This is a genomic window from bacterium (genome assembly GCA_016702305.1).
Taxonomy (GTDB): domain Bacteria; phylum Electryoneota; class RPQS01; order RPQS01; family RPQS01; genus JABWCQ01.
Genome location: JADJEH010000017.1, coordinates 633,163 through 657,527, shown reverse-complemented (window position 1 = coordinate 657,527; position 24,365 = coordinate 633,163). Strand labels below are relative to the sequence as shown.

Below are 24,365 nucleotides of genomic sequence, written 5' to 3'. Positions count from 1 at the left end.
ATTCATCATTCAAATAGAGGACCCGCATGAAGACAGTTTTCGCGTTACTGCTGGCGGCCGGTGTTGCTTTCGCCGGTTGCAGCAAGGCGGACAAGCCCGCTGATCAGGCTGCCAAGAAGGAAGAGCCGAAGAAGACCGAAGTCAAGAACACTCAGGAGCAAACGAAACCCGTGTCCGATACACCCAAATTGGAGAAGTGGCCCGCCGATTATCCGGTGGATGGCGATAGCGTCGCCGTGATCGAAATTGAGCAGGAAGGCGGCCCAATCAAGGGTACCATCGTCTGCGAGTTTTATCCCGATAAGGCGCCCAATCACGTGCGCAATTTCAAATGGCTGGCCGACCACGACTACTACAATGGCGTGATTTTCCATCGCGTCATCAAAGGTTTCATGATTCAGGGCGGCGATCCCACCGGCACCGGCGGCGGTGGACCCGGTTGGAATGTGAATGCCGAGTTCAATGATCGCAAGCACGAGCCGGGCACGCTCTCGATGGCGCGCACGCCAGACCCGAACAGTGCGGGCTCGCAGTTCTTCATCTGCCACGTCGCCACGCCCTCACCTGGACAATCAGTACACCGTTTTTGGCAAGACCATCAAGGGCATGGAAATCGTGGACGCGATCGCCAACACCGCCGTGCAAGGCTCAACGCCGCTGCAAAAGATCAAGATGAAATCCGTCAAGATCGTCGCCCGCAAGGACGCCGGGGTGTAAACACGCGCGATCCCTGTGTCAGGCCCCCGGCCCGCCACATTGTCTGTTCCCGCGAGCATAGGTCAGGCCTCCGGCCTGACGGACAGAACACCAAACAGCCGCATGGTCCCCCCATGCGGCTGTTGCATATTCCTGCCCCGTGTCACCACTTGCTTTATGGATAACCTTTGGTCATATATTGTAGGTTCTCCATGTCGTTTGATGAACCGCGAATGATCAGGAATGTCCTGCATGAAAATCTTCTATTCTGTGCTATTGTGCTTTATCCTTGCTTCGACCGTGGCTCTGGCCAACGCGGCCAACCCTTCGGACCGCTCGCCGATCACACCCTCTGGATGACCTTTCGTGGGGCGAGGCCTGTCGCGATTCCATCCCGCTCCACTTCTCTGAGCTTCCGTTTTGCACGACCGCCACTACCGCCGGCGCGCAATGACTACAGCGTTCCTTGCATCGGTGGGCCTTTCAATACCGGTCCTGACGTGGTCTATTGTCTCGATTACTATGGCGACAGCTTTGTCCGCACCGTCACGGCCTCACTCTGCGGCACCGGATTTGACGGCGCACTGCATGTCTGGCGCAATCGCCACCCCGACGCGCCGGCAGCACCTTGATCGGCTGCAGCAACAGCGTTTGCGAAGATGACGGTTGTGTCACCTTCACCATGCACCCCGATTCCTTTTACTATATCGTGGTAGACGGCGGCCAAAGTTGGATGAATAGCGGCATCTACCAGCTCAACATTCGCGAAGGAACGATCTGCTCTGAGAACGCTTGCGACTCGAACCCTTTCCCCGGCGAAAGCCGCGACATCGAACCGGTAAACGACGAGCGTTGCGGGCTGGATGCCCCGTTCATCGTTTGTGACGATACCTTGGTCGGTCACGTTTCCTCGATGAGCGGACCGGATACGGTTGACTACTACACCTTCTACATTGACCCCGGATTCTGCTATCAACCCACCATTGAAGTCTTCGGATTTCCTGACGGTGCTGGCACATTCAATCCGGTTATCTACACTCACCGCATTGACGAAGGATGCAGTTCGTGGGCCTGCCCGAGGCGAGTGTTACCGGCGAAGACGATGTCTATCTTGACCTCGCTTGCCTGTTGCCGGGACTCTATCAATTCGGTGTGGCCAGTCAAGGTCCGGGCGGCTACTACATGCTGCTGTTCAAGTGTACCGAATGCGCCTGCGGCACGACATCGCTGCCGAATTTTGATCTTGAGCAAAACAACAATCTCTGCGGCCCGAACAACCCCGCACTCGCCTCAGGTGATTCGCTCTGGGGCGCCATCACGAACCTCGCGGACGTGGACTGGTTCAATTTTGAGGTAACCGAACAATCGGGCGAAACAGTTTCAGTGTCTCTCATCGCCGACGGTCATCCCGGCTTCTTCACATATGGTCAAGGGCTTAACCCCAAGCTGTTCCTGTTTGGCAACCAGTGTCAAAGCATGATTGCCAACGACGACGACAGCGGCTTGGGCGCGGATGCGTTCCTCGGCCCGATCTTCCTGCCGCAAGGTTTCTACTCGATCAAGGTTGAAGGCAACGGCAGCGTAGGCCCGTACATTCTCGGCACGCGCTGCGAAAGCTGCCCGTGCGAGACGTGCCCCCACCCGAATCGCGACAACGAGGCGAACAACGGCTCGTGCGGTCTGGACAATCCTGTCGTCTCCTGTGGTCAAACATTCTGCGGCGAGATTCTGAATCCCAACGACCTCGACTACTACACCTTCATTCCGCCGCAGGACGCCTGCACTTGGTTCACAATCCGAGTGCTCGCCGATGACACTCCGGACCAATGCGCCTTCGGCGGCGGTCTCGATGCGGCGATTGACGTCTATAGCGCCAACTGCGGCGGTCCTTTACAGCGAAGACTTCGGCGGCGTGGGTACCGATCCAATCGCAACCTTTTGCCAAGAGTATCCCGAATCCGCCTACACGATCGTCGTACGCGGCACTGCGAACTCCAGCGGCCGCTACATACTGGAAGTGAATGGTCAACCGGCGGAGTGTTTGGAAGTCTGCATCGTCGAACCGCTGCCGGGCGACCTGTTCGAATACGAGTACTGTGGGATGTCGTCCGCGGGCAACGGCTGCGAAGGCGAGTTCTTCTCAGCCTATTCCATCCAGTGCGGCGAATCCTACTTCGGCTACTCCGATGCGAACGAGGCATTCATTGACCAAGATTGGTACCAATTCACAGTCCACGACTCCAATGACATGGTTGCCGTCTGCCCGAATCCAGCTTCGACGCGGCACTTTCAGTTATCGCCGCCGGACCCGCCTCCGACTTCTGCTGGGAACGCGACCTCCTGAACTGCACCATCGCGCCGCAGTGCGCCACAACATGTGACTCACTCTGTCTTGCTCCCGGCGATTACTTCTTCGAGGTCAAGCCGCTCGCTCCCTACTTCGTGACTTGCGGCAAATATCGCTTGAGCATGAAATGCGGAGATTGTCAGCCGTCACGTCCTGCTCCGATCGAACACTTGACGGTTCACTTCCCGGATGACGAGTACGTCGCCGACCCCGAGCGCACGAATGTCGTGCTGCGCTGGGAAGAAATCCAAGACGCCGATCAATATCTGGTCTATCGCACGACCAATACCGATCCCGGGGCGATCATCTCGCCTGAGAATTTGATCGCCGTCACCGATCTCAACCGCTACATTGATGAGAGTCGGATTCAAAACGACGGATCAACCGAACAGGTCTACTATGCGGTCGTTGTCCGCTTCCTGACCAGCGCCCCACCCTGCGACAGCGGCAACTAATCGCAAGATTTCACGCACCCAATTAAACAACAACAGCCGCATTGACACTCCATGCGGCTGTTTGCTTTGAATAGTTTTGGCAATCGCCCTACGCTTCCGGCAGCTTGTGCTCGCGCAGGTGCTGCCGGATGACCCGCGCCAGCGCATCGAGCACTCCACCTCGCATGGCGCCAGATCATGCCGCACAAAGCAACGCCCCTCACACTCAGGGCCCGCGAAATGTAACTCCTTGCCGCGCGGCGCGCGAAACGCACCAGCCAGTTGACCCACCATCAGCGAAAACCCTCGTGACAACCCACGGCCTCATGGACGAAAAAGAAGTGCCCCTCTTCAGGGTTGCTGAACATGGGCTCATACGCAATAACCCGAACGGACTGATCGACCAGGAAGTGCTCAACCGTCTCCCATTCAAACCCGCATTTTGGACAGAGCCGAAACGCCGCGATCTGTTCCATGTGACCCCCTTTAGAAACCTCATTCGATGTGGACAAAAGAACGGCATTCGCCTCACGATTGTCAAGCAATCATGAAATCTATTTACTCACTTATCGCTTTAAATACTTGTTTATATTATCTCAAGTCGACGAGTGTAGTAACTAATTCCAAACTCTCTTGATCGATTCTAAAGATTATCATAGAATGGCTTGCGCCTTTGGGGTAGGGTGTTTTATTATATCATATAGAATAGCAACTTGCGCTGCACAGATGAAATATGACTAAATTAGGAGAAATCAAGATGAAGCGATGTCGTAGCCTTGTGCTTACCCTGCTTCTGCTGACGCTGGCTCTACCACTTTGGGCCGCCCAAGGAGAGGACAGCCGCGACCCGAACAACCCGCTCGACCAAGGTGGCGAGACCTGCGCGACCGCCGTGGCCATCACCACGATCCCGTTTTGTGACACCGGCAGCACCGCCGGTCACCTCAATGATTACGGTGTGCCCTGTCAGACCGGCAGCGTCGCGCCGGACGTCGTCTATTCCATCACGCCGCCGGTGACGAGTACGCTCCGTTTTCGCTCTGCGGCACGTCCTACAATTCAGCGCTGACCATCTGGCGCGGCTGCCCGTCGCAGGGCGGCGTGCTGGTCTGCTGCAGCGACAACGTCTGCGGCGATGACGCCTGCTGTTCCGGCGTGACACTGGCCGCCAACAACACCTACTTCGTCGTCGTGGATGGTGGTCTCACGCCGCACTCCGGCCCCTACCAATTCAACGTCGTTCAGGGCGAACTCTGCCCGAGCACACCCTGTCAGGACACTTGCACCTTTCCCAATCGTGATTTCGAAACGAACAATCTCTGCTCCGGTGGCGGCGGCACATTGATGTGCGGTGACACCGTCTGCGGCGATATTCTCGGTGGCAACGACACACAAGACTACTACTACTTCCAAGTCGCCGGACCAGGCTGCCGCAATGTCTCCATTGATGTCTTCGGCAACGACACTCCGGGCTACTGGCCGTTTGGACAAGGACTCGATCCCTCGGTTTACATTTACTCGGCGGCTTGCGATACTGTCTACGCCGCGGACGGCAGCAGCGGCGTCGGCAACGATGCCCGCATTGACAGCGTCTGTCTGGAACCGGGCATCTACCGCCTGCTCGTCGTCGGCAATCCGGTTGCGACGGACTTCGGTCCCTACGTTGTCGCGATTAATTGCGGCAGTTGTCAGTGCACCGACACCTGCATCTATCCGAATCTCGACATCGAGCCGAACAACACCTGCGCCAACGGCGGCGAAGTCATCGCCTGCGGCGACACGCTGTGCGGCGACTTCACCTCGGCAACAGGTACGGACTACTACACGCTGCGCGTCGTCGGCACGGGCTGCTACCGCGTGAAAATCAACGTCTTCGGCGATGACACGCCGGGCTTCTATCCGTTCGGCCGCGGTCTTGATCCGTTCGTCGGCATGATCACGGGAGATTGTGCTGCGACGATAACCTTCGATGATACAAGCGGCGTCGGCCTCGATCCCTATATTGAAGTCTGCGTGCCCGCCGGTACCTACAAGCTCTTCATCAACAACCTCGGCAACGGCACCGGGACCCTACATTCTCGCCACGGCCTGTGAACCGTGCGAATGCCCCGGCACCTGCCCCTATCCGAATCGCGACAACGAAGCGGTCAACAACACCTGCGGCACGTTCAATCCGCCGACACTGTGCGGCGATACGCTCTGCGGGAATCTGCTTTCGCCCACGGATAATCACGACTGGTATCTATTGACCGTCGTCGGTCCGGGTCTCACGCGCGTGACACTCGACGTATTCGCCGATGACACTCCGGGCTACTTCCCGTTCGGTCAAGGTCTCGATCCGCTCGTGCGGCTTGTCGGCAACGGCTGCACCACTATTCTCGGAGTGGATACAGCCGGTGGCGCGGGTGAAGATGCGCGTCTGGAAATCTGCGTCCCGCAAGGTTCCTACAACATTCAGGTGCAGCAGGAGGACTTCACCAGCGGACCGTACATTCTGGCCATCTCCTGTGCCCCCTGCGACACCTGTCCCTACCCGAGTCTCGACATCGAGCCGATCAACGACAACTGCGGCACGCAGAATCCGCTCATTCATTGCAACGACGCGCTCTGCGGGGAAATCACGCAGGATCACGGTATCAACGACGACTGGTATCTGCTCCAGATTACGCAGTGCACGCAGCTCTTCATTGACATCCTGGGCGACGACACTCCCGGCTTCTATCCGTTCGGCCGCGGCTTGAACACCGCCGCCGAATTGTGGAGAGCTGATTGTCAGCAGATGCTCTATCAGGATTTGAACAGCGGTGTTGGTGAAGATGCCCAGCTGAACACGCCATGCCTTGAGCCGGGCTTCTACATGCTCCGAGTCTTCGGCGAAGGTCTCACCGAAGGCCCGTACATTCTCTTCATCGGCTGCGAGAGCTGCACCTGCAATCCGCCCTGTGAAGTTCCCTGCCCGCAGGACGCGCGAATCGAGAATGAACCCTGCCCGGGCAATGTGGATACGACCAACGGCGGCTGCGACACCGATCCGCAAAACTTCCTCGAAATTGGATGCGACGTCCTCTATTGCGGCACGTCATTCTCCAATGGCGTGACGTCGGATCAGGATTGGTATTTCATGCCTGTACTCCAGCCCACGCAAGTTCGTCTGTGCGTGTCGAGTGAATTCGACGGTACATTGAGTCTCTACAGTCGTGGCCCCGGCCGTGACGGCTGTGAAAACATTGATCTCGTTGAGTGCACACCCATCGCCGCCTGTCAGGGATTCCAATGCCTGTCGGTTTGTCTCTCGCCGGGTGTGTATTTCATCAACTACGAGCCGCAACCCGGTCAAGTCTTCAGCTGTTGGAACTATCTGCTCGGTGCCGTCTGCTCCGATTGCGAGCCCGCACGCTGCGAAGCCCCTGACAGTGTCGTGATTCACTTCCCGGATACGATTGGCGTCGGCAACGAATTGGAAGACATCGTGCTCTACTGGCCGCCTGTTCCCGGCGTGGATGAATACCGCATCTACCGTACGAGCGATCCGGTCGGCGTGTTCATTCCGTCGCCGTTTACCTACGTGGCCACGACGAATGACACCTTCTTTGTTCACGAAGACGTCATTCCGCTCGGCAATCCGGTCGAAGAGTACATCTACTATGTAGTCGGCTACTGCCGCCACGACTTCCCGCCTTGCGATGTCGTCCCCACCGTGGTGACGCCGCCCGCGCCGGATATCATCATGCCGCGCGAATAACCCCATAATCTCGCCAAGTTCAAACGGGGCCGAGCAATCGGCCCCGTTTGCGATGGAGCAGAGACCGAAACATTTAAAGCAACCGAGAGCCCTTTGGACATGCGAGAATTCTTAATTCTATCTTTTGCCTTGATCCTCTTTCCTTTCGCATCGCCTGCCTTTGCGATCGAAGGCGATGACTGTTCTAACCCCTTTCTGATCGAGGCCATACCGTTTTGCGGTCGACTGGCTATTCTCACCGCATTCGCCGATGATTTTACTAACCCCTGCACGGCACCTTTAGTCGGTGACGACGCCGTTTTCCGCTTCACGGCCGCGGACACGCTGCCAGTCACCATCGTCCTTCAGAGAGACCCCCACATCTATTTACCCGTCTTAGGCGTCTCGCTTTGGCTCGGCTGTCCCGACAGCGCCGCGACCTTGATCGCGTGCGAGAATGATACCTCAAGTGGTTATTCGCCAGACCAGAACTGCATTCATAGCGCACCGCTAGTCGCCGGTGAAACGTACTTTGTCGTCGTGGATCGCTTCCTCGCCAGCGGCGATGAATTTGCCACGATTAGCATATCTCACGACGTAGCATGCGAGCATTTGAACGGCACCTGCCCGTTTGCTTCTTTAGAGGTAAACGGGGACAGTTATTGTGGAGGCGCGCCAGAGTTGCTGCCCAATACGACAATGTGCGCAGAGTTCTCGCCCAGCGACAGCGTGGACGTCTTTCTGATCAACATTCCGCAAAACTGCACGAGAGTGTACGCGTCTGTTTTCGCGGGTTACACATACGATATCCCCGGTTTCCACTCCTATGCATCGTGCAGTGTGGATCTCCTTGAATCAGACTGCAGCTCGGTACTGGCTTCTGCAAGTGGTGTCTCTGCTGATCCAGTTTTGGCTCCGTCGAATCTGCAGCTTTCGGCGGGCTCCTACTACTTGCGTGTCCGACGAAATGGACCAATATCGGACAGCTACGCTATTCGGTGGGAAGCGGATCCTCGTCCGTGCGAAACGTGTTACGATGCCGCCGGGCAGTCTTTCGTGACGGAGGACTGCATCTTCTTTAACGCATTTCTGACCATCAATGAGATTTCAGGCTACGATTCGCTGACGGTATCCGTCCCCGAAGTATGGTACTATTTCAATGTCCCGACCACCTGTCACGAGGTGGACATCTCGGTAGAGTCTCGCGAGGTGACCGCAAGCTGTTTGGCCGCCCAGGGTCCTGAAACGGAAATCGCGCTCTACGGCCCCACATGCGACGATTTCATCATTAGCGCGCAAGGCTCGGCAATGTCCGATCCGTCGTTGAGCCTGCCGCTGCCGCCCGGTTTCTATCGATTGCGCGTTTCCGGCCTTAACGCAAGCTATGGGAGCTATTTGCTGCATGCGTCGGGTGTTGAGATTGACTGCAATCTATGGTGCGATCATGCACTTGTCGACGATGGCACAAACGCGCCAAGCTGCGGTCAGCCCGTGCTTCCGGTCGTCGCTTTCACGGACACCATCTGTGGATTCATCGACGCCAACGGCGACCGCGATCTCTTCCGTCTCACGTTGCCCGCCGGACAATGCGCTTTCCTTTCGATCGATGCCTTTGGTCGATCCACTCCCGGACATTCTCCGCATACGGTCGGCGTGAATCCGAACTTGAGAGTGTTTCGTGACTGCGTCGAGATCGCCTCCGACGACTCCGGCGGAACCGGAGGCGATGCCCGGCTTGATAATATCTTCATTGAAGGCGGCACACCTTACGTGATTGATGTCATGGCCACGCCCGGAGAAGTCGGGAACTACGTCTTGGCCCTGGCCGCCGTAACATCTCCCTGTCCGCCGAACTCGTGTGACTACCCCGATCGCGATCTGGAACCTAACAATAGTTGCAGCGGAAACGGGTTTCAACAGATCGTGCTGTGCGGCGACACGATTTGCGGCGAACTTGACAACGGCGCCTCGGATTACATTCGCGTTGATCTTTCTGGGATGACCGACTATGTTGAAATCAACATCCACGGTGGCGACAACCCTAACTGGTTTCCATTCGGGTCGACTCTCGATCCCGCGATTCAACTAATGCGCGGCGGCGCGTGCACAGTTGTAGCGGGGGATGCCAATTCTGGCTACGGTGGCGACGCGCGGATAGTCGCCTTGAATGAGCCAGCGGTGAGTTCTTATAGGGTCCGCGCCTACTCTGAATCCGGGAACGGTCCGTACGTGCTGACCGTTAGCTGTGTCGAGCCTGCCGCTTGCCCCCAGCCTGTTGCGCTGCGCCTACGCGTCGCGAACTTCACTCCGTTACAGTTCGGTCTGAGCTGGCTACCCGTTGACGGAGCCTTCCGGTATCACGTTTACGCGGTTTCAAGTCCCGAGGCTGTGCCTCTACCTGGTGATCTGCTAACCACCTCGACCGCCACAACGTCCATCGTGCCCGAACCGCCCTCTGGCCGCAACTATTTTGTGGTAACCTCTGACTGCACACCTTGAAGTGCAACCGCATACCTGTGTGGACGGGGCCGAGCAATCGGCCCCGTTTGCATTTCTTAAAACTCATTTGCATATTAACCGGGACTTGTAGGCTGCTCATAGCTTTTTGACGTCAGCGTGAATATTCCTAATCTCATGATTTTCGCACTACTCCCGTGATTCCCGACCTACCGCCTTCCTTTCAGTCGCTGTTCACCGACAGCGGCCCGCTGCTGCGCTTTCGCATTTTGCGAGACGTATTGGGCCGTGATGAAAGTTGGATTGAAACTGCCGCGGCGCAAGCGGCCGTGCTGAAGCATGCGCGCGTGCTTGAAATAACCGGCCAGCAGTTGACGAACGGCTCGTTCGGGGATCGCCTGTCGCACACGGCCGCAGCCTTGCTCTGGCTCTGTGAAGCCGGCGCGGAATCGCATCAGGCGGTGACCAACACGCTTGAACGCGTCGTGCTGCCCACCCTCGCGCAGGACAATGCGACGTGGGAACTCCCCGCCGCCCAGCGCTCGCTGGTGCGCGACATCTGCCTGCACATGCTCGCTCGGGCCACGCGCGGCGTGCATCCGTTGTTAGAGACCTATTTGGAATTGGTCAGGCTTGATTGGGAGCGCTGGTTTGCGAACAAGCGCTCGGCTCCGCCCACGGTGCCTGCCTACTCCGCGATGGCCTGGTGGCAAGCCCCGCCGCAGCAGATGCTCGGCAAACGTCAATTGCTGATCAAACTTCTGACTGAAGTCGAGAATCTCCCCACGGCGCTGCTCCCGGAAGCGTCGCGCCTGCTGATTCCCGATAAAGGCATCTATCTGGCCGAACCGGTGCGCATGCTCTATGATCTTGAACACGGCGCGCGCGCGGGCATCGTCGGAGATGTGGAGCACTTGCGCTGGCTGTACGATGAACTCGAAGTCGCGCAGGACGCCGACGGTTTGTGGCACTTCGACTTCACCGAAACGCCGTTGTCGTTGTCGTGGTACTTTCCGCTGGAGGACTCCGCGCCCGACCGCGAGCTGACCGTCCGCGCGCTGATCATCTACAAGCTGCTGAACTACGACGTCTGAAGAAGAGTCGCGGCGGCACCCGCTGCGGGTGCCCCGAACCCCAAAGCGCGCGTCTCCGCAATCATCAATCAAATATCATCTATTCCGCATCCGCCTTTTTCCTTCATCCTTCACAAGTGAAGTCCGACTCCCTCTACCGCCGCATCTACGCCGTTGTGAAAAAAATCCCGCGCGGCAAGGTTGCCAGCTACGGTCAGGTCGCGCGCATCGCGGGCCTCGAGCGGCATGCGCGGATGGTCGGCTACGCGCTGCACGCCCTAAGTGAGAGCGACGTCGAGAACGTCCCCTGGCAGCGCGTCATCAACGCGCAAGGCTACATTTCGATCCGCAGCAACCCCCTCGCCGCCAAAATCCAACGCAAGTTTCTCGAACACGAAGGCGTCGAGTTCGATCACCGCGACAAAGTGGATTTCAAGAAATTCGGCTGGAAGAAATGAACAATTTAGCCTAGCCCGCGCCTCCGGCGTGGGTTTTGTCCAAGACAATACGGGCCGGTCAATTGACCGGCCCTTAACTTATTGCGGAAGGACCTCATACACCTTCCCGCCCAGCCGCATGGTCAGGCGCTTGTGCTTGAGGCCGCGCTGCAGGTTTTTCATTTCGGCCAGCACACCGGTGCCCGGTTCACTGCCGCGATAGACGAAGCTGCCTTCCAGCACCTTGTCCACGCCGTCGTACCAGTAGTGGCACAACTGCTGGCCGTACATGACGCCCGGCTCGTGTTCGCAGTCGCGGATGTCGTGACCGCACACCGCGCAGGTGGGTTTTTGAAAGGTGAACGCAATGGACGCTTCGGTGATGATGCCGCTGTCCAGCAGCACGCGAAAATCTTCCGCGCCGCTGTGCGCCTTGGGCCAATAGAAATTCGGCACGATGTAACGGTGATTCAGATGCGGCTCAATCGTGCCGCCGAAAAACCGCGCCACGGCAATCGAATAGCGGTTGTGTCCGATTAAGGCCGGTGCGCCGTTGGTGAGTTGCAAGATGTTGTCGAGATCGCCTGTGCGAAAACAGCCGAAGTGGCCGTCAATCGCGTCGCCTGCCAAGCGACAGCGGCGCACGTGTATTTCATGCTCATGCAACGGCACCAAGGGCGGATTGGGCAGCGCATGGATCGCCGCCAGTTGATCGTGAGCAGGCGGCGTGCTGAGGAGGGCGATGGGAAGCGAACGGGTCTGGAGGATCATGAGGTGGGACTCCTGTGTAGGGTTAACAGCGGGTTAGGATAGCGGATGGACAATAATTACTTATTATTTCTGATGGGGTTTGTTGTAGTATCGATGATTTTTCGTTAGATTGAACTACATGTTGGTCGTAGAATATTTTGCTGAACGCCGCCTGTTTTCGGGCGGCGTATTGTGTCTTAGACTTAAGGAGATTTGGATGAAGAGCTCGCGAATTATGTGGACGCTCCTCGTGCTGTTGTGCGCGTCGTATGCCTTTGCGCAAACACAGGCCTTTGCGCCGCCTGATCAGCAACTGCTCCCGCCGAGTTCCGAGTACTCGGTTTCCGCGCCGCAAACGGTGACGCTGCCCGCGCAGGACAACCGCACGTTTCTGCTGGAAGATGAGGCCAACTACGCGCTCGCGCAGCAGCAAGGCGTGACGCCTCCGGCGCTGATTGCCCGGCCGCAGGAAGTCAATTACAACCTCAACAACTCCGGTTCGTGGGAAATGCTCCCCGACGGCTCGCGCATCTGGCGATTGCGGATCGTCTCGCCTAACGCCACCGACACGTGGCTGGTCTATGACCAGTGGCGCATCGTCAAGCCCTGCGAGCTCTTTCTCTACAACGACGACCGTTCAATGATCTACGGTCCCTATACCAGCGTGGACAATTGGGATGGCACGAACGTAACGCCGATTATTCGCGGCGAAGCGGTCACGCTCGAGTATCATGTGCCCGTTGATCAGTCGGACGTCGGCGAACTGTCGGTGCTGCGCGTGCTGCACGGCTACCGCCACTTTCATGACGTCGAAGCCCGCGACCGCGACGCACTCGACGCCTTCGGCGATGCCGAAGCCTGTCATGTCAATATTAATTGCTTTGGCTACATGCAGGAAGAGAAGCGTGCCGTGGCGCTGGTTGCCGATCCGATGGGCGGCGTTTGCTCAGGCACCATGCTCAACAACACTCTGCAGAACGGTGATCCGCTTTTCCTGACCGCCGACCATTGCTTGAATGGCAATCAGAATAACTGGCTCTTCTACTTCAACTACGAAAGCCCAGCGTGTTCGCCGAATACTAACGGTAGTTTGAACCACGTCGTCTCGAACGCCACGCTTCTCTCAAATTGGCTCGACTCGGACTTCGCCCTGCTTCGCTTGTCGCGTCCGCGCCCCAACTCACCCTTCATTCCTGCGTTCATGGGTTGGGATCGCTGGACCGGCACGCCGTCGTCCACGTATGGCATTCACCATCCGATCGGCGATGTGAAAAAGGGCTGTGAAGATTACAATCCTCCGACCACCTCGGGTTGGAACGGCAATTTCCCCAACACCCACTGGGCGGTGCAATGGGACAATGGCGTCACTCAGGGCGGCTCCTCCGGTTCGCCGCTCATCGCCAACACTGGCCGCGTGATTGGCCAGTTACATGGCGGTTTATCATCTTGCAGCACGCCGAATGCCGCGGACAGATACGGCAAACTGTCCGTAAGCTGGGACGGCGGCGGCAATCAGAGCACGCGCTTGCGCGACTGGCTTGATCCCAACAACAGCGGCTCGCAAGTCAGCAACTACTGGCAGCCCTTCGGCCCGCCCAACGACTCCTGCGGTCAGCCGGGCTTCACGAATATCACGACGCTTCCGTTTTCCGCGTCCGGCAGCACGCTCTTCGCCGCGAACAATTTCAACACGATCGCCTGCAATTATACGAATACCGCTCCGGAAGTCATCTACACGCTGAATCTGCCCTGCGACCACACGGTCACGGTCTCGACTTGCGGCTCAAATTTCGACACCGAGCTGTTCGTGTTTCAGGGGAGCTGCAGTCAGTGGTTTACGCAAGCCGGTTGCAACGACGACTTCTGCGGCACGCAGAGTCAGGTCACGTTCAACGCGCAGGGCGGCGTCAGCTACACCATCGTGCTGGAAGGCTATGCGTCCTCGTGGGGTAACTTCGTGTTGAATGTCACCGGCACCGCCGCCGGTGCGCAGGGCAACGCGCAGTGCCCCGGCTACGAAATCACCGAAGTCCCCTACTTCACCTACGGCGCGACGGATTGCGGCGGAGATGATGTCAACCCGACCTGTCAGAGCAACGACGCACAGGACGTGCATTGGTACTGGGTCTCGCCTTACAATCAGGTTATGCGCGCCAAGACCTGTTACATCAATTTCGACACGATTCTTCAGGTTCGCGAGGGCGGTGCCTGCCCGGGAACGTGGGCCACTGGCTGCAGCGACGACTACCTCTGCGGAACGAGCTCATTGGCCAGTACCGTCGTATTTGATGCCAGCGTCGGCCAAGTCTACTACATCACCATGGACGGATACAATGGTGCGACCGGCTTCTCGTCGCTCGAACTTGAAGTCTGGAACGATGCCTGTGCCACACCCTATGTCGTCCCCAGCCTCCCGTTCAATGACTTTGGCGACACGCGCCCCGCGCGCGACGACATCGCGACCTATTTCAACCCGGCGGCGAAAGACGTGTTGTTCCAATACACGTCGCCGATTTGCCAGAATATGGGCGTCTCCATGTGCTTTGAAACCGGCTACGACTCGTATGTCGAAGTGCGCACCGGCGGCCCCTGCCCCGGCACGACCGTTGTCGCGTTTAACGACGACTACTGCGGTCTGGCCAGTCAAGCGACATGGGCTGCCGAGGCCAACCGCACCTACTACATAGTTGTCTCCGGTTTTCAAGACAGCGCAGGCCCGTTCTCGATTCAGTTCTACAACATTCCCGGCGCCATCCCTGCGCCCGCCGGCGATGTGTGTGAGACGGCGCTGCAAATCGCGACGCTGCCCTTCACGGACTACGGCAACACCTGCTGCATGGCCGACAACTACACGCCGTGCGTCGGGCCCGATTCGCGTGAAGTCGTGTACAACTACTACTCGACGACCTGTCAGGACGTCACCGTATCGCTGTGCGGCTCCTCCTATGACACCGGCCTCGGAATCTATGGCGGCACTTGTCCGAACATCGCGCCGCTGATTGTATGCAGCGATGACGACGACTGCGGCGGCGGCCTCTCCTATCAGTCCACCGCAACCTTCCGTGCCGAACCGAATACCAACTATCAGATTCTGGTGCACGGTTTTTCAAGCAACTGCGGCAACTATGTGATAAACGCCAGTGGTGTGCCCTGCCCGCCGCCGGTCGCTCTTGCTCCCGACAGTCTCGTCATTCGCGTCGAGCCGTCCACCTCGTCGGCGCAGCTCTTCTGGTCGAGCGCGCTGAATGCCAATGTCTATCATATCTATCGTTCGACGGATCAGAACGACATCGTCTCGCCTGCCAATCTGATTGCCGATGTGGCCACCAACTCCTTCGACTGTTCCGGCTGTCTAAACGAACCGTCGTTTGAAGTCTTCTTCGCGGTCACCGCTGAATACGTTCCCGTCGCTGCCACCGCGCCCAACGAATCCGGCAACAACGCCGCGCTGGGTCTGACAAAGGCCGACGCTGTGATGAGCGTTGTCCGCGAGAATCCTGCGCTCCTAATGAACAACGAAGTCGAAGAGCAGGCCTACAAGAACGGGAAATAGCCCGTTAGCCATTTGGTCCCGAAAACGGCCCTCTTCGGAGGGCCGTTTCGTTGTGCAACCTCCGGCGCGGCCCGCCACTCCAAGAAAGTGTTAACCCCCACCTTCCAGGAGACTCCCATGATTCGCCTCTTGATTTTCCTCCTTCTTGTTTCGCTGACCTATGCCAAGGACCCGCTGCCGCGCGGCCCGCAGTTCGGCGCGCAACTGCGTCCGGCGACCGATGCCGAACTGCTCGCGGTCAACCAGCCGTTCGGACAGGGTCTCGTTCTGCCCATGATTCTTCCCAATTCCAGCGCCGCGGACGGTGGTCTCGAAGTGGGTGACATTCTGTTGACCGCCGATGGCAAAGCGCTCCAGACTTCCGCCGATCTGACCGGCCTGATCAAAGAACTTGGCCCCGGCGCGAAAGTGAAGCTCGAGTTGATGCGCGGCAGCAAAAAGCTCTCGAAGTCCGTGACGCTGAAGGAGCGCCCGCGTGAAACGAGCGAAGAGTTTGAGATCCTGCACGACGCCGTGAATATTGACGGCCATTTGCGCCGCGTCGTGTTTACCAAGCCGCACGGCGAGGGCCCGTTTCCGCTGGTCGTCCTCTGCCCCGGGCTGGGCTGCTATTCGGTGGATCCGCTCGCTGCCTCGATGGAGTCTTACAAAGAAATTCTCTGGGAACTCACACGGCAGGGTTTTGCCACGCTGCGCGTCGAGTTTACCGGCATGGGCGACAGCCAGGGCCCGCCCTGCGCCGAGATGAGCTTTTATGACGAGGTGCACGGCTTCGTCGAGGCGCTGAAGCAGCTTGACAAATTCAAGTTCGCCGACAAGCAGCGCATTATCGCCTTCGGTCACAGCATGGGCGGACTGGTCGGCCCCTATATCAGCACGGAGATTCCGCTCGTCGGTATCGTCGCGCTGAACACCTCGGCGATTGACTGGAGCGAGTACGAATTAATCAACCAGCGCCGCCAGATGCTGCTCGCCAAGTCGCCTTACGATTCGATCGAAATCGCGGCGCACTTGAAATTGCAGGCGCTCTATCTGCTCGGCTATTCCGGTCAGAGCGCCGACGAGATCATCGCCGCGCATCCCGAACTTGCTGAGTATTTGCAGTATCCCGTGCATCCGCGCTTCATTAAGGACCTCGTTCTGAACAATCCCGGCGCGCTGTGGCAGAAGGCCACGGGCAGGGTGCTGTTCATTCAGGGCACCAGTGATTTCGTGACCGCGCCCGAGGAGCATCAATATGGCGTGGACCTCATCAACTCATTCCGCCCCGGGACAGCCGAGTTCGTTACGATTGACGACATGGATCATTTCATGTTCCGCCAGCCTGACCAGCAGGCCAGCTTTGACAACATGATCAGCGGCATGCCGAACAAGGAATTCAACCGGGACATCGTCAAAGTAGTTGTAGACTGGTGCCGCGCTGTGGCCATGCGCTGATTCTTCGCTGTGCCGATTCCGCACGATTGCCGGTCTTCATGACGCGGAACTGCCCGAGGGGCGCTCCCGTGCCCTCCGGTCTCTATTTCTACGTGTTGAAGTCGGGCGCATTCGGCTCGACGCAGAAGATGCTGCTGTTGACGTAATCACTTCGCGGCAACGCCTTCCTTTGCGGCCCGGTGCATCAAGCGCCGGGCCGTTTTGCTTGCATCGCGCCGTGAAGAGGCTTAGGGCGAGCGGTGTGACGCATTGTTCACCATCTACTGCTCAGCATAGGACAAATGCCCCATGTCCGGCCTTGCGATGTCTGCAAGGATTTGGTAAATTAGCGGTTTCGCAAACTTGAAGACATCGCACCTGTTAACCACACTGAACAAGATGAAAAGACTACTGACCTACGCACTCGGTCTCGTTCTGGCCTCGCTCTCGGCTCAAGCCGCGATTCTGCGCGTGAACCCCAACGGCAGCGCACCCTACACCACGATCATAGCGGCCTATAACGCCGCCGTCAATGGTGACACAATCATCGTCTCGCCGGGCAATTACACGGACTTCTTCACCTCCCTGAAGCGCGTGAAGATCATCGGCGCGGGCTGGGACCTCGTGACCTCGTCCTATTTCTATTTCAATACCGGCTCGACGGGGTGCTCGGTCGAAGGCATGCGCGTGAACAGTAATACCGCCGCTCAAACTTTCTATGCCTATACAACACCGGACTCGCTGACGTTCCGTCGCTGCTACATTTACAACAGCAACATCTATCCATGTTTCGAGCGCCAAGCCGGCGCGTCGTCGAAGTGGGTGACCTTTGAAGATTGTGTCATTCATCAGGCCGGCAACAACGCTTTGAATGCCGACGCGATTCGGACGGTGCAGGACTCCCTCGTGATTCGCAACTGCCTGATCACCATGGCGACCACGCAAGCGGCCACGCAGACGCTGCTCGACGGTACTCCGCGCTTCCTGACATTCGTGAACAACACGATGGTTAACGTGCGCGAGATGTTTGCGTCGCCGGGTAACTACGGCATGTACGTCGCGAACAATATTGTCTGGGATTGGAACTCCGGCGGCACGTGGGGCACCTACTCTTCGAGCGCCTTGTTTGACTACAATGCTTCCCAGACGCCTGCTCCGCCAGGAACGAACGGCATCACGTTGGCAGCCGATCCGTTCGTGCTGTACACCGAAGCGAACAACTACGAGCAAGGCATCAGCGACTTGCATCTCGCGGCCGGTTCGTCGTTGATTGACGCCGGTGTGCCCTCACTTTTGGATCGTGACGGCTCGCGTTCGGACCTCGGCATCTACGGCGGCCCGTATCAGTTCGTGGAGAACGGTGTGTCTTCCTATCCGTTCGTGACCTCGATCATCGCTCCGGCGGCGATCATCGCGGGTGATTCGCTCAATGTCAACACCACGGGCCGCGTCGGTCCGCGCTACTAATCAGGCGCGCATGAGATATATTCTCTTGCTGCTGCTGTGCACAGCTAATCTGTTCGCGAACAACATCACGGCCGTCGAGTACTCGTGGGACACACCGGCGCCCGCTGGAACCGGAGCACCGCTGACGGTTGCCGCTCCCGGTGCACAGGTGAACGTGGTGCAGAACATTCCGATCAACGCACTCAGCGCCGGACTGCACCAGCTCTTCATCCGGGCTTACGACGACTCGGCGGGCTGGGGCTCGGCTGACCGCGAGTGGATTTTCAAATACGCTCCGGTCACGACCTCCAACCGCGAAGTGCTCGAATTGCAAATCGGCTTCGACGGCAACGTCGGCACGGTCTATGACGTGCCTGACGCGTCATCAGTGCAACTGATTCGCAATGTCCCGATTGCCGCACTGACCAACGGCCTGCACTATGTCAACGTTCGCGCCCGTGACAATTTCGGCAACTGGAGCCAGATTCACAGCGAGTGGATCTACAAGTACCAGACGATCACCCCCTCGAACCGCGAAGTGCTCGAGCTGCAAATCGGCTTTGACGGCAGCGTCGGAGCAATCCATGACGTACCCGACGGTTCGACGACGCAGTTGATTCGCAATATTGCGGTGGATGCGCTGACCAACGGCCTGCACTACGTCAACGTTCGTGCTCGTGATAATTTCGGGGTCTGGAGTTCCATTCACAGCGAGTGGTTCTATAAATTCCCGCAGATTACGCCTTCGAACCGCGAAGTGCTCGAACTGCAAGTAGGTTTCGATGGCAACGTCGGCACGGTATATGACGTCCCCGACGCTTCGTTGGTGCAGATGATTCGCAATATCGCCGTGAACACGCTCACGAACGGTTTGCACTATGTCAATGTGCGCGCCCGTGACAACTTCGGCAATTGGGGCCAAATTCACGGCGAGTGGTTCTACAAATTCGCGCCCGCCGCGAACGACACCTTGAACGTCACGCAGGTCGAGTTGCAAGTGGACGCGCAGCCAGCAACCTACCACGATGTGACCGATTCGAGCTTCGCCAACCTAATCGCGCATCTTCCGGCGAGCGCGATGGGCTATGGCACACACACAGTTTGCGCGCGCTATCAGGACGAACGCGGCATCTGGAGTTCTCCCGATTGCCGCCGTTTCTTCGTGATGCCGGGCAGTCTCGATCCGAACGCCGGCCATATCGCGGGCGGTGAATGCTGGGTGAATGCCGATCCCGGCGAAGGCAACGGCTTGCCGTTGTTGCCGTCGGATGGCGTGTGGGACGAATTGAACGAAAGTGCCTACATTACGATGACGGATTCCGTGCCCATGGGCCTGCATGTCGTGGGCGTCAGGTTGCGCAACGATCTGGGCCAATGGAGCAATGTCGCGCTTGACACGGTGACCGTCGGTCCGCTGTTGGTGATCAACTCCAACGGCAGTGATATTGTGCTGAGTTGGACACAGGCACCTCAGCAACACGACTGGAGCATCTGGCGCGCCACGATGCCCGCCGGAGTATACAACATTATCGGCACGACCACCGCTTCGACCTACACCGATCCGGGCGTGACCAATGCAATTGTGCATGCGCATTACCATGTGACCTTCGCCACCACGCCGGGCGTGCTGAGCGATTTCCGCCTGCCCTCGGTAAATGGTGCCAAGGAATAGGTAACTTCCTGCTTGCCTTGTTGCAGCGGGCGGCCCCTCGGGTCGCCCGTTTCATTTTGGCAACATGTTCGCCGGGCTGACGCGTGTTTATTTTCTTGACAAGCCGTGAGGGTCTTGACTATTCGCGGCAATTCCATTAAGCTACTTGCCCTCCGCCGGGAAGACGGAGTAAATTTCAACCGCAAGCAGCAAGGAGTCAACTCATGCGCAAATGGTGTCGTTGGGTCGTGGCCGCGGTCGTCGTGCTGACCGCGTGTCAACTGGGGTATGCACAGATATCGGCTGGGGGGACGCCGCCGAGTGAACAGTGGGCCGTGTCCGCCAACGTGCCGACGGTGAACATGGTCTATCAGGATCATCAGGCCTTGCTGGCTGAAGACGAAACGGCAGGCAAGGACGTCCCGCTGCGTTTTGCCGCGGAAATTCCCGTGAATCTCAATTTGAACAACAGCGGCATGTGGGAGACTCTGCCCAACGGCGACCGCCTGTGGCGAGTGCGCATCGCCTCGGCGAATGCCAACACGATCGGTCTGGTTTATGATGAGTGGTTCATTCCCAAGGGCGGCCAACTGTTTATCTACAACGACGACCGTTCGCAGGTTATCGGCGCCTTCACCACGTTCAATAACTGGGAAGACGGCACGAACATCACCCAACCCGTTAAGGGCTCCGCGGTCACGCTCGAATATCTCGAACCGGCGGTCACGAGCGGCCAATCGGCGCTCTCGATTATGACCGTCTGCCACGGCTATCGCGACGTGTTCAGCCGCCCGCGGGACCGTGCTCTCGACGCGTTTGGGTCGTCGGGCTCGTGCAACAATAACATCAACTGTCCGGAGGGCGCGAACTGGCAGGACGAAAAGCGCGGCGTGGCCATGATTCTCTCCGGCGGCTCGCGCATCTGCACCGGCTCACTGGTGAACAACACCGCAGCCGATCAGACGCCCTATTTTCTCACGGCCTATCACTGCTTGAATGGCAGTCAGGCGAGCTGGGTGTTCATGTTCAACTACGAGAGCGCAAGCTGCTCGAACGTGGACGGCCCCACGAGCCAAACCGTAGCCAATGCGACGCTGCGCGCCAGTTGGAGCACGTCGGATTTCGCGCTCTTGCAACTCTCCAGCGCGGTGCCCTCGACGTACAACCCGTATTACAACGGCTGGAATCGCGTGAACGCGGCCTCGACCAATTCGATTTGCATTCACCATCCCAGCGGCGACATCAAAAAGATTTCATTTGACAACAACGCGCCCACGTCCAGCGGCTGGTACACGACAGGCGACAACCATTGGAACATCGGTGCGTGGGACGACGGCACGACTGAACCCGGCTCGTCGGGCTCGCCGTTGTTTGATCAGAATTCGCGCATCACGGGCCAGCTGCATGGCGGCGACGCGACCTGCACGAATAACGTCAATGACTACTTCGGCAAGTTCGCGACGTCGTGGGCGGGCGGCGGGACGAGTGCGACGCGCTTGAGCAACTGGCTCGATCCGGCTGGCACCGCGCCCAACACTCTGAATGGTCTGAACGGCACGGGCGGCGGCGGCGGCACGCCTCCGGCCAACGATCTCTGTCCCGGTACAGCGATCACGAGTCTGCCCTATAGCGGCAGCGGCTCGACCACGCTCGCGACCAACAACTACACGAATTGCGTGGGCGCGACCTCGAAGGAAGTCATCTATTCCCTGACCCTGACCAGTTGCCAGAATGTCACCGTCTCGCTCTGCGGTTCGAGCTATGACACCGGTCTCGGCGTCTACAGCGGCGGCTCCTGCCCCGGCACGACGCAAGTGGCGTGCAACGACGACGCGACGACCTGCGGCAGCGGCTCGACCTCGTCGCTGGTGACCTTCCAGGCGGCTGCGAATACGACCTATTGGATTCGCGTGCACGGCTACTCGACCAACAGCGGTAACTTCACGATCAATGTCACGGGCACGGCGTGCAGCGGCGGCGGCTCGAATCCTGACGTTTGTCCGGGTGTGGCGATCACGGCAGTGCCCTATTCGACGACGGGCAACACCACCAACGCGGTCAACAACTACGCCGATTGTGTGGGCGCGAATTCGCGCGAGCATGTCTATGCGCTGACGCTCTCGACCTGCCGCGTGGTGACCGTGTCACTGTGCGGTTCGAGCTATGACACGGGTCTCGGCATTCGCACAAGCGGCGCTTGCCCCGGCACAACGCTGGTCGCGTGCAACGACGACTTCTGCGGCAACTCGAGCCAGATCACGTTCACGGCCAATGCGAATCAGACCTACTGGCTGATGGTACACGGTTATTCAACTCGTCGCGGCGCGTACACGCTGAACGTCACCGGCACGGCCTGCGCCAATCCGGACGGTCCTAACGATGGCGACGGCGTGATTGCGGTTGAAATGGCTGATCCGAACAAGGACTACTTGCCCGAGTCGTATGAACTGCATCAAAACTATCCGAATCCTTTCAATCCGAGCACGTCGATTGCCTATGATCTGCTCGAAGCGAGCCACGTGAGCCTGAAGGTCTTTGACGTGTTGGGCCGCGAAGTCGCGACACTCGCCACGGGCCATCACGAAGCGGGCCGTTACACGGTCAACTTTGACGCAGCCTCGCTTGCCAGCGGCGTCTACGTCTATCGTCTCGAAGCCAACGGTTTCGTGGATTCGAAGAAGATGCTGTTGATGAAGTAGCCGCTTGCAAACGGCGCACATTGCGCTGCGCAAACGCATTGGGTTTCAGGGCGCCACGCGAGTGGCGCCCTGTTTCATTGCAGAATATGACCTGGGTCGCGCCTCTGGCGCGACAATGCGTCCGGCCAGAGGCCGGACCCAGGTTTACTGAAGTGGGAAGCACCACCCCTTAGTCGTTCGCAAACGCCTTCTGATAACCCAACTCGCGAGCGCCGTCGTCTTTCGAGATATAACCGCGTTTGACTTTCTTGTCCACCGTGTCAAACGCGATGTTGCGCGCCTGCATACGCGAGAGCTGGAACGGGTCCTGGTTCGGTTCGAACACGTGTTCGCATTGACAGAGATTTCCCTGCATTGTGAGCTCCGTGTTGCGCAGGTAGTTGCCCAGCGAGCGGCCCAGATGCTGCACGGAGTCCACGATTTGCATTAGCAGATTGAACTGCGCTTCGACCCAGTTTTTCGTCGTCCCGTGCGAACGGCCCACGACCCACGGATAGAGGCGCAGGCCGGTGATGACGTCTTCGACCACCTGCTCGCGATTCAATCTCCACGTGAAGTTGCGATTGCTGTCGCCGCCGATGAGCGCGATTTCCACGTCGTCCCACGTGAAGATGTTGTCGTCAGGTTCAAGCGAGCGGAATTGCGCCACGGTGTCGTCGAAGTAGCGGTTGGCGCGCGCCTGATACTCCTTGTCGGCTTCGTGTTGAAAGGCCTTGGGCGGTTTGACTTTGATCTGCAAGCGCGGCGTGCCTGCCATGCGCGCGCTGCGCGCCATGTCGGCGAGCATTGCTTCCTGAATCTGCGCCACGAACGGAATCGAGGCCAGCGGTTCGATACCGCGCGGATGATGAATGTCTGCGCCCAGCGACGCGTAGAAGAAGCGCTGCGGATTCAGATACGTGCGCTTGCCGTTGTCGTCCTCCATATAGGCCCGCCATCTCCCGTCGCGCTCCCATTGAATCAAATCGGCGTCAATGGTGTGGAAGTAGTCAATCCCCTTGCCGTCGGGCAGCGGAATAATCTCGCCGCAGAAGCGCCCGGTGGTGAAGAGTTCGAGGAAGAATTGTTCGGTCAGATGCGCCAGACCGTCGCGGCGTACGAGGGGATTTTCCAGAATGCGTTTGTCGAGCGCGGCGAGAATTCCGTCGGCTTTGCGCTTTTCGTCTTCGCTGCCGGTCAGCGCGTAACTTTGCTGCGTGGCGCTCAGGTGGACCCACGCCCACACAGCGGACGAGATGATGGGCACATGGTCGCGCAGATAGCGGTAGAACTCGGCGCGGTTGGTGCCGGTCCAGACGAATTCATTGCCGTCGAGCGTGGCGCTGAACAGATTTCCCGTCACATTGCGCGGCGGCTGGATCGGTTCAGCCGACGGGAAGACGGGTCGGGCCTGGGCGGCGCGCACGGTGGTCATCTTGGCGGGCGGCTCTTGAGTGTTGTTTTTCTTGCGGAAGGGAAACATGGTGGTGGGGGTTGGGTGGAAGGATAAAGGATAAAGGATGAAGGATATGGGATGGGGGATGAATTCTGTCTGTAGCGCCCAGCTTGCTGGGCAAAATACCCCGAGAAATAGGAAACGCGTTGTCATGCTCGCGGTGGCACCCGCTGCAGGCGCCCCTGACTTGAAGCCGTCGCGCCAGCGGCAATGGGTCCAGCGCCTGCGCTCGGGCTTGACTCTTGCTTGA

16 protein-coding genes and 1 pseudogene are annotated in these 24,365 nt (G+C 58.4%); 15 read left to right on the top strand and 2 right to left on the bottom strand.

The annotated features are described in order from the left end of the window. Positions 1–26 precede the first annotated feature (26 nt). From IPH10_14115 to IPH10_14070, 10 genes and pseudogenes are all read left to right on the top strand, one after another. A pseudogene (locus IPH10_14115) lies at positions 27–717 on the top strand (peptidylprolyl isomerase). A gap of 1,035 nt (positions 718–1,752) precedes the next feature. After that, on the top strand, positions 1,753–2,904 hold the full coding sequence (locus IPH10_14110; GenBank protein MBK6912042.1) for a hypothetical protein: 1,152 nt from the start codon (positions 1,753–1,755) through the stop codon (positions 2,902–2,904). Positions 2,905–3,165: 261 nt separating this feature from the next. Beyond that, the gene (locus tag IPH10_14105) at positions 3,166–3,498 is read left to right on the top strand and encodes a hypothetical protein (GenBank protein MBK6912041.1); all 333 of its coding nucleotides are present in this window, start codon (positions 3,166–3,168) and stop codon (positions 3,496–3,498) included. A 305-nt stretch (positions 3,499–3,803) separates the two neighbouring features. Continuing rightward, on the top strand, positions 3,804–4,028 hold the full coding sequence (locus IPH10_14100; protein ID MBK6912040.1) for a hypothetical protein: 225 nt from the start codon (positions 3,804–3,806) through the stop codon (positions 4,026–4,028). 206 nt (positions 4,029–4,234) lie between these two features. After that, the gene (locus IPH10_14095; protein ID MBK6912039.1) at positions 4,235–4,546 is read left to right on the top strand and encodes a hypothetical protein; all 312 of its coding nucleotides are present in this window, start codon (positions 4,235–4,237) and stop codon (positions 4,544–4,546) included. A gap of 32 nt (positions 4,547–4,578) precedes the next feature. Continuing rightward, positions 4,579–5,571 carry a hypothetical protein gene (locus tag IPH10_14090; GenBank protein ID MBK6912038.1) on the top strand — a complete coding sequence of 331 codons (993 nt, stop codon included), beginning with the start codon at positions 4,579–4,581 and terminating at the stop codon, positions 5,569–5,571. After that, positions 5,480–7,219, top strand: coding sequence for a hypothetical protein (locus tag IPH10_14085; GenBank protein ID MBK6912037.1), 1,740 nt, complete (start codon positions 5,480–5,482; stop codon positions 7,217–7,219). The genes IPH10_14090 and IPH10_14085 overlap by 92 nt, the downstream gene beginning before the upstream one ends. Before the next feature lie 129 nt (positions 7,220–7,348). Then, positions 7,349–9,697 carry a hypothetical protein gene (locus IPH10_14080; GenBank protein ID MBK6912036.1) on the top strand — a complete coding sequence of 783 codons (2,349 nt, stop codon included), beginning with the start codon at positions 7,349–7,351 and terminating at the stop codon, positions 9,695–9,697. A gap of 155 nt (positions 9,698–9,852) precedes the next feature. Continuing rightward, on the top strand, positions 9,853–10,749 hold the full coding sequence (locus IPH10_14075) for a hypothetical protein (protein ID MBK6912035.1): 897 nt from the start codon (positions 9,853–9,855) through the stop codon (positions 10,747–10,749). 77 nt (positions 10,750–10,826) lie between these two features. Then, positions 10,827–11,186 (top strand): MGMT family protein, encoded by a 360-nt coding sequence (locus IPH10_14070; protein ID MBK6912034.1) that lies wholly within the window; start codon positions 10,827–10,829, stop codon positions 11,184–11,186. A 78-nt stretch (positions 11,187–11,264) separates the two neighbouring features. Here IPH10_14070 and IPH10_14065 read toward each other — a convergent pair whose 3' ends face one another. After that, on the bottom strand, positions 11,265–11,936 hold the full coding sequence (locus IPH10_14065) for a hypothetical protein (GenBank protein MBK6912033.1): 672 nt from the start codon (positions 11,934–11,936) through the stop codon (positions 11,265–11,267). A 196-nt stretch (positions 11,937–12,132) separates the two neighbouring features. Between IPH10_14065 and IPH10_14060 the strand changes: the two genes are divergently transcribed. The 5 genes from IPH10_14060 (at position 12,133) to IPH10_14040 (ending at position 22,680) form a co-directional block, all read left to right on the top strand. Then, a complete protein-coding gene (locus tag IPH10_14060; GenBank protein ID MBK6912032.1) occupies positions 12,133–15,468 on the top strand; it encodes a trypsin-like peptidase domain-containing protein in 3,336 nt (1,111 codons plus the stop codon). A gap of 117 nt (positions 15,469–15,585) precedes the next feature. Then, positions 15,586–16,905: an alpha/beta fold hydrolase gene (locus tag IPH10_14055; GenBank protein ID MBK6912031.1), complete on the top strand. Its 1,320-nt coding sequence runs from the start codon at positions 15,586–15,588 to the stop codon at positions 16,903–16,905. Positions 16,906–17,283: 378 nt separating this feature from the next. After that, positions 17,284–18,351 carry a hypothetical protein gene (locus IPH10_14050; protein ID MBK6912030.1) on the top strand — a complete coding sequence of 356 codons (1,068 nt, stop codon included), beginning with the start codon at positions 17,284–17,286 and terminating at the stop codon, positions 18,349–18,351. Positions 18,352–18,361: 10 nt separating this feature from the next. Continuing rightward, positions 18,362–20,002 (top strand): hypothetical protein, encoded by a 1,641-nt coding sequence (locus tag IPH10_14045; GenBank protein MBK6912029.1) that lies wholly within the window; start codon positions 18,362–18,364, stop codon positions 20,000–20,002. Between the two features lie 203 nt (positions 20,003–20,205). Next, positions 20,206–22,680 (top strand): trypsin-like peptidase domain-containing protein, encoded by a 2,475-nt coding sequence (locus tag IPH10_14040; protein ID MBK6912028.1) that lies wholly within the window; start codon positions 20,206–20,208, stop codon positions 22,678–22,680. Between the two features lie 169 nt (positions 22,681–22,849). Here the strand turns inward: IPH10_14040 and IPH10_14035 are convergent, their stop codons facing one another. Further along, positions 22,850–24,142 carry a hypothetical protein gene (locus tag IPH10_14035; GenBank protein ID MBK6912027.1) on the bottom strand — a complete coding sequence of 431 codons (1,293 nt, stop codon included), beginning with the start codon at positions 24,140–24,142 and terminating at the stop codon, positions 22,850–22,852. Positions 24,143–24,365: the final 223 nt, after the last annotated feature.

Coding starts and splice junctions, on each gene's coding strand:
- IPH10_14110 (MBK6912042.1), top strand. CDS start 1,753: ATGCAGTTCGTGGGCCTGCCCGAGGCGAGTGTTACCGGCGAAGACGAT.
- IPH10_14105 (MBK6912041.1), top strand. CDS start 3,166: ATGAAATGCGGAGATTGTCAGCCGTCACGTCCTGCTCCGATCGAACAC.
- IPH10_14100 (MBK6912040.1), top strand. CDS start 3,804: ATGGACGAAAAAGAAGTGCCCCTCTTCAGGGTTGCTGAACATGGGCTC.
- IPH10_14095 (MBK6912039.1), top strand. CDS start 4,235: ATGAAGCGATGTCGTAGCCTTGTGCTTACCCTGCTTCTGCTGACGCTG.
- IPH10_14065 (MBK6912033.1), bottom strand. CDS start 11,936: ATGATCCTCCAGACCCGTTCGCTTCCCATCGCCCTCCTCAGCACGCCG.
- IPH10_14060 (MBK6912032.1), top strand. CDS start 12,133: ATGAAGAGCTCGCGAATTATGTGGACGCTCCTCGTGCTGTTGTGCGCG.
- IPH10_14055 (MBK6912031.1), top strand. CDS start 15,586: ATGATTCGCCTCTTGATTTTCCTCCTTCTTGTTTCGCTGACCTATGCC.
- IPH10_14050 (MBK6912030.1), top strand. CDS start 17,284: ATGAAAAGACTACTGACCTACGCACTCGGTCTCGTTCTGGCCTCGCTC.
- IPH10_14045 (MBK6912029.1), top strand. CDS start 18,362: ATGAGATATATTCTCTTGCTGCTGCTGTGCACAGCTAATCTGTTCGCG.
- IPH10_14040 (MBK6912028.1), top strand. CDS start 20,206: ATGCGCAAATGGTGTCGTTGGGTCGTGGCCGCGGTCGTCGTGCTGACC.
- IPH10_14035 (MBK6912027.1), bottom strand. CDS start 24,142: ATGTTTCCCTTCCGCAAGAAAAACAACACTCAAGAGCCGCCCGCCAAG.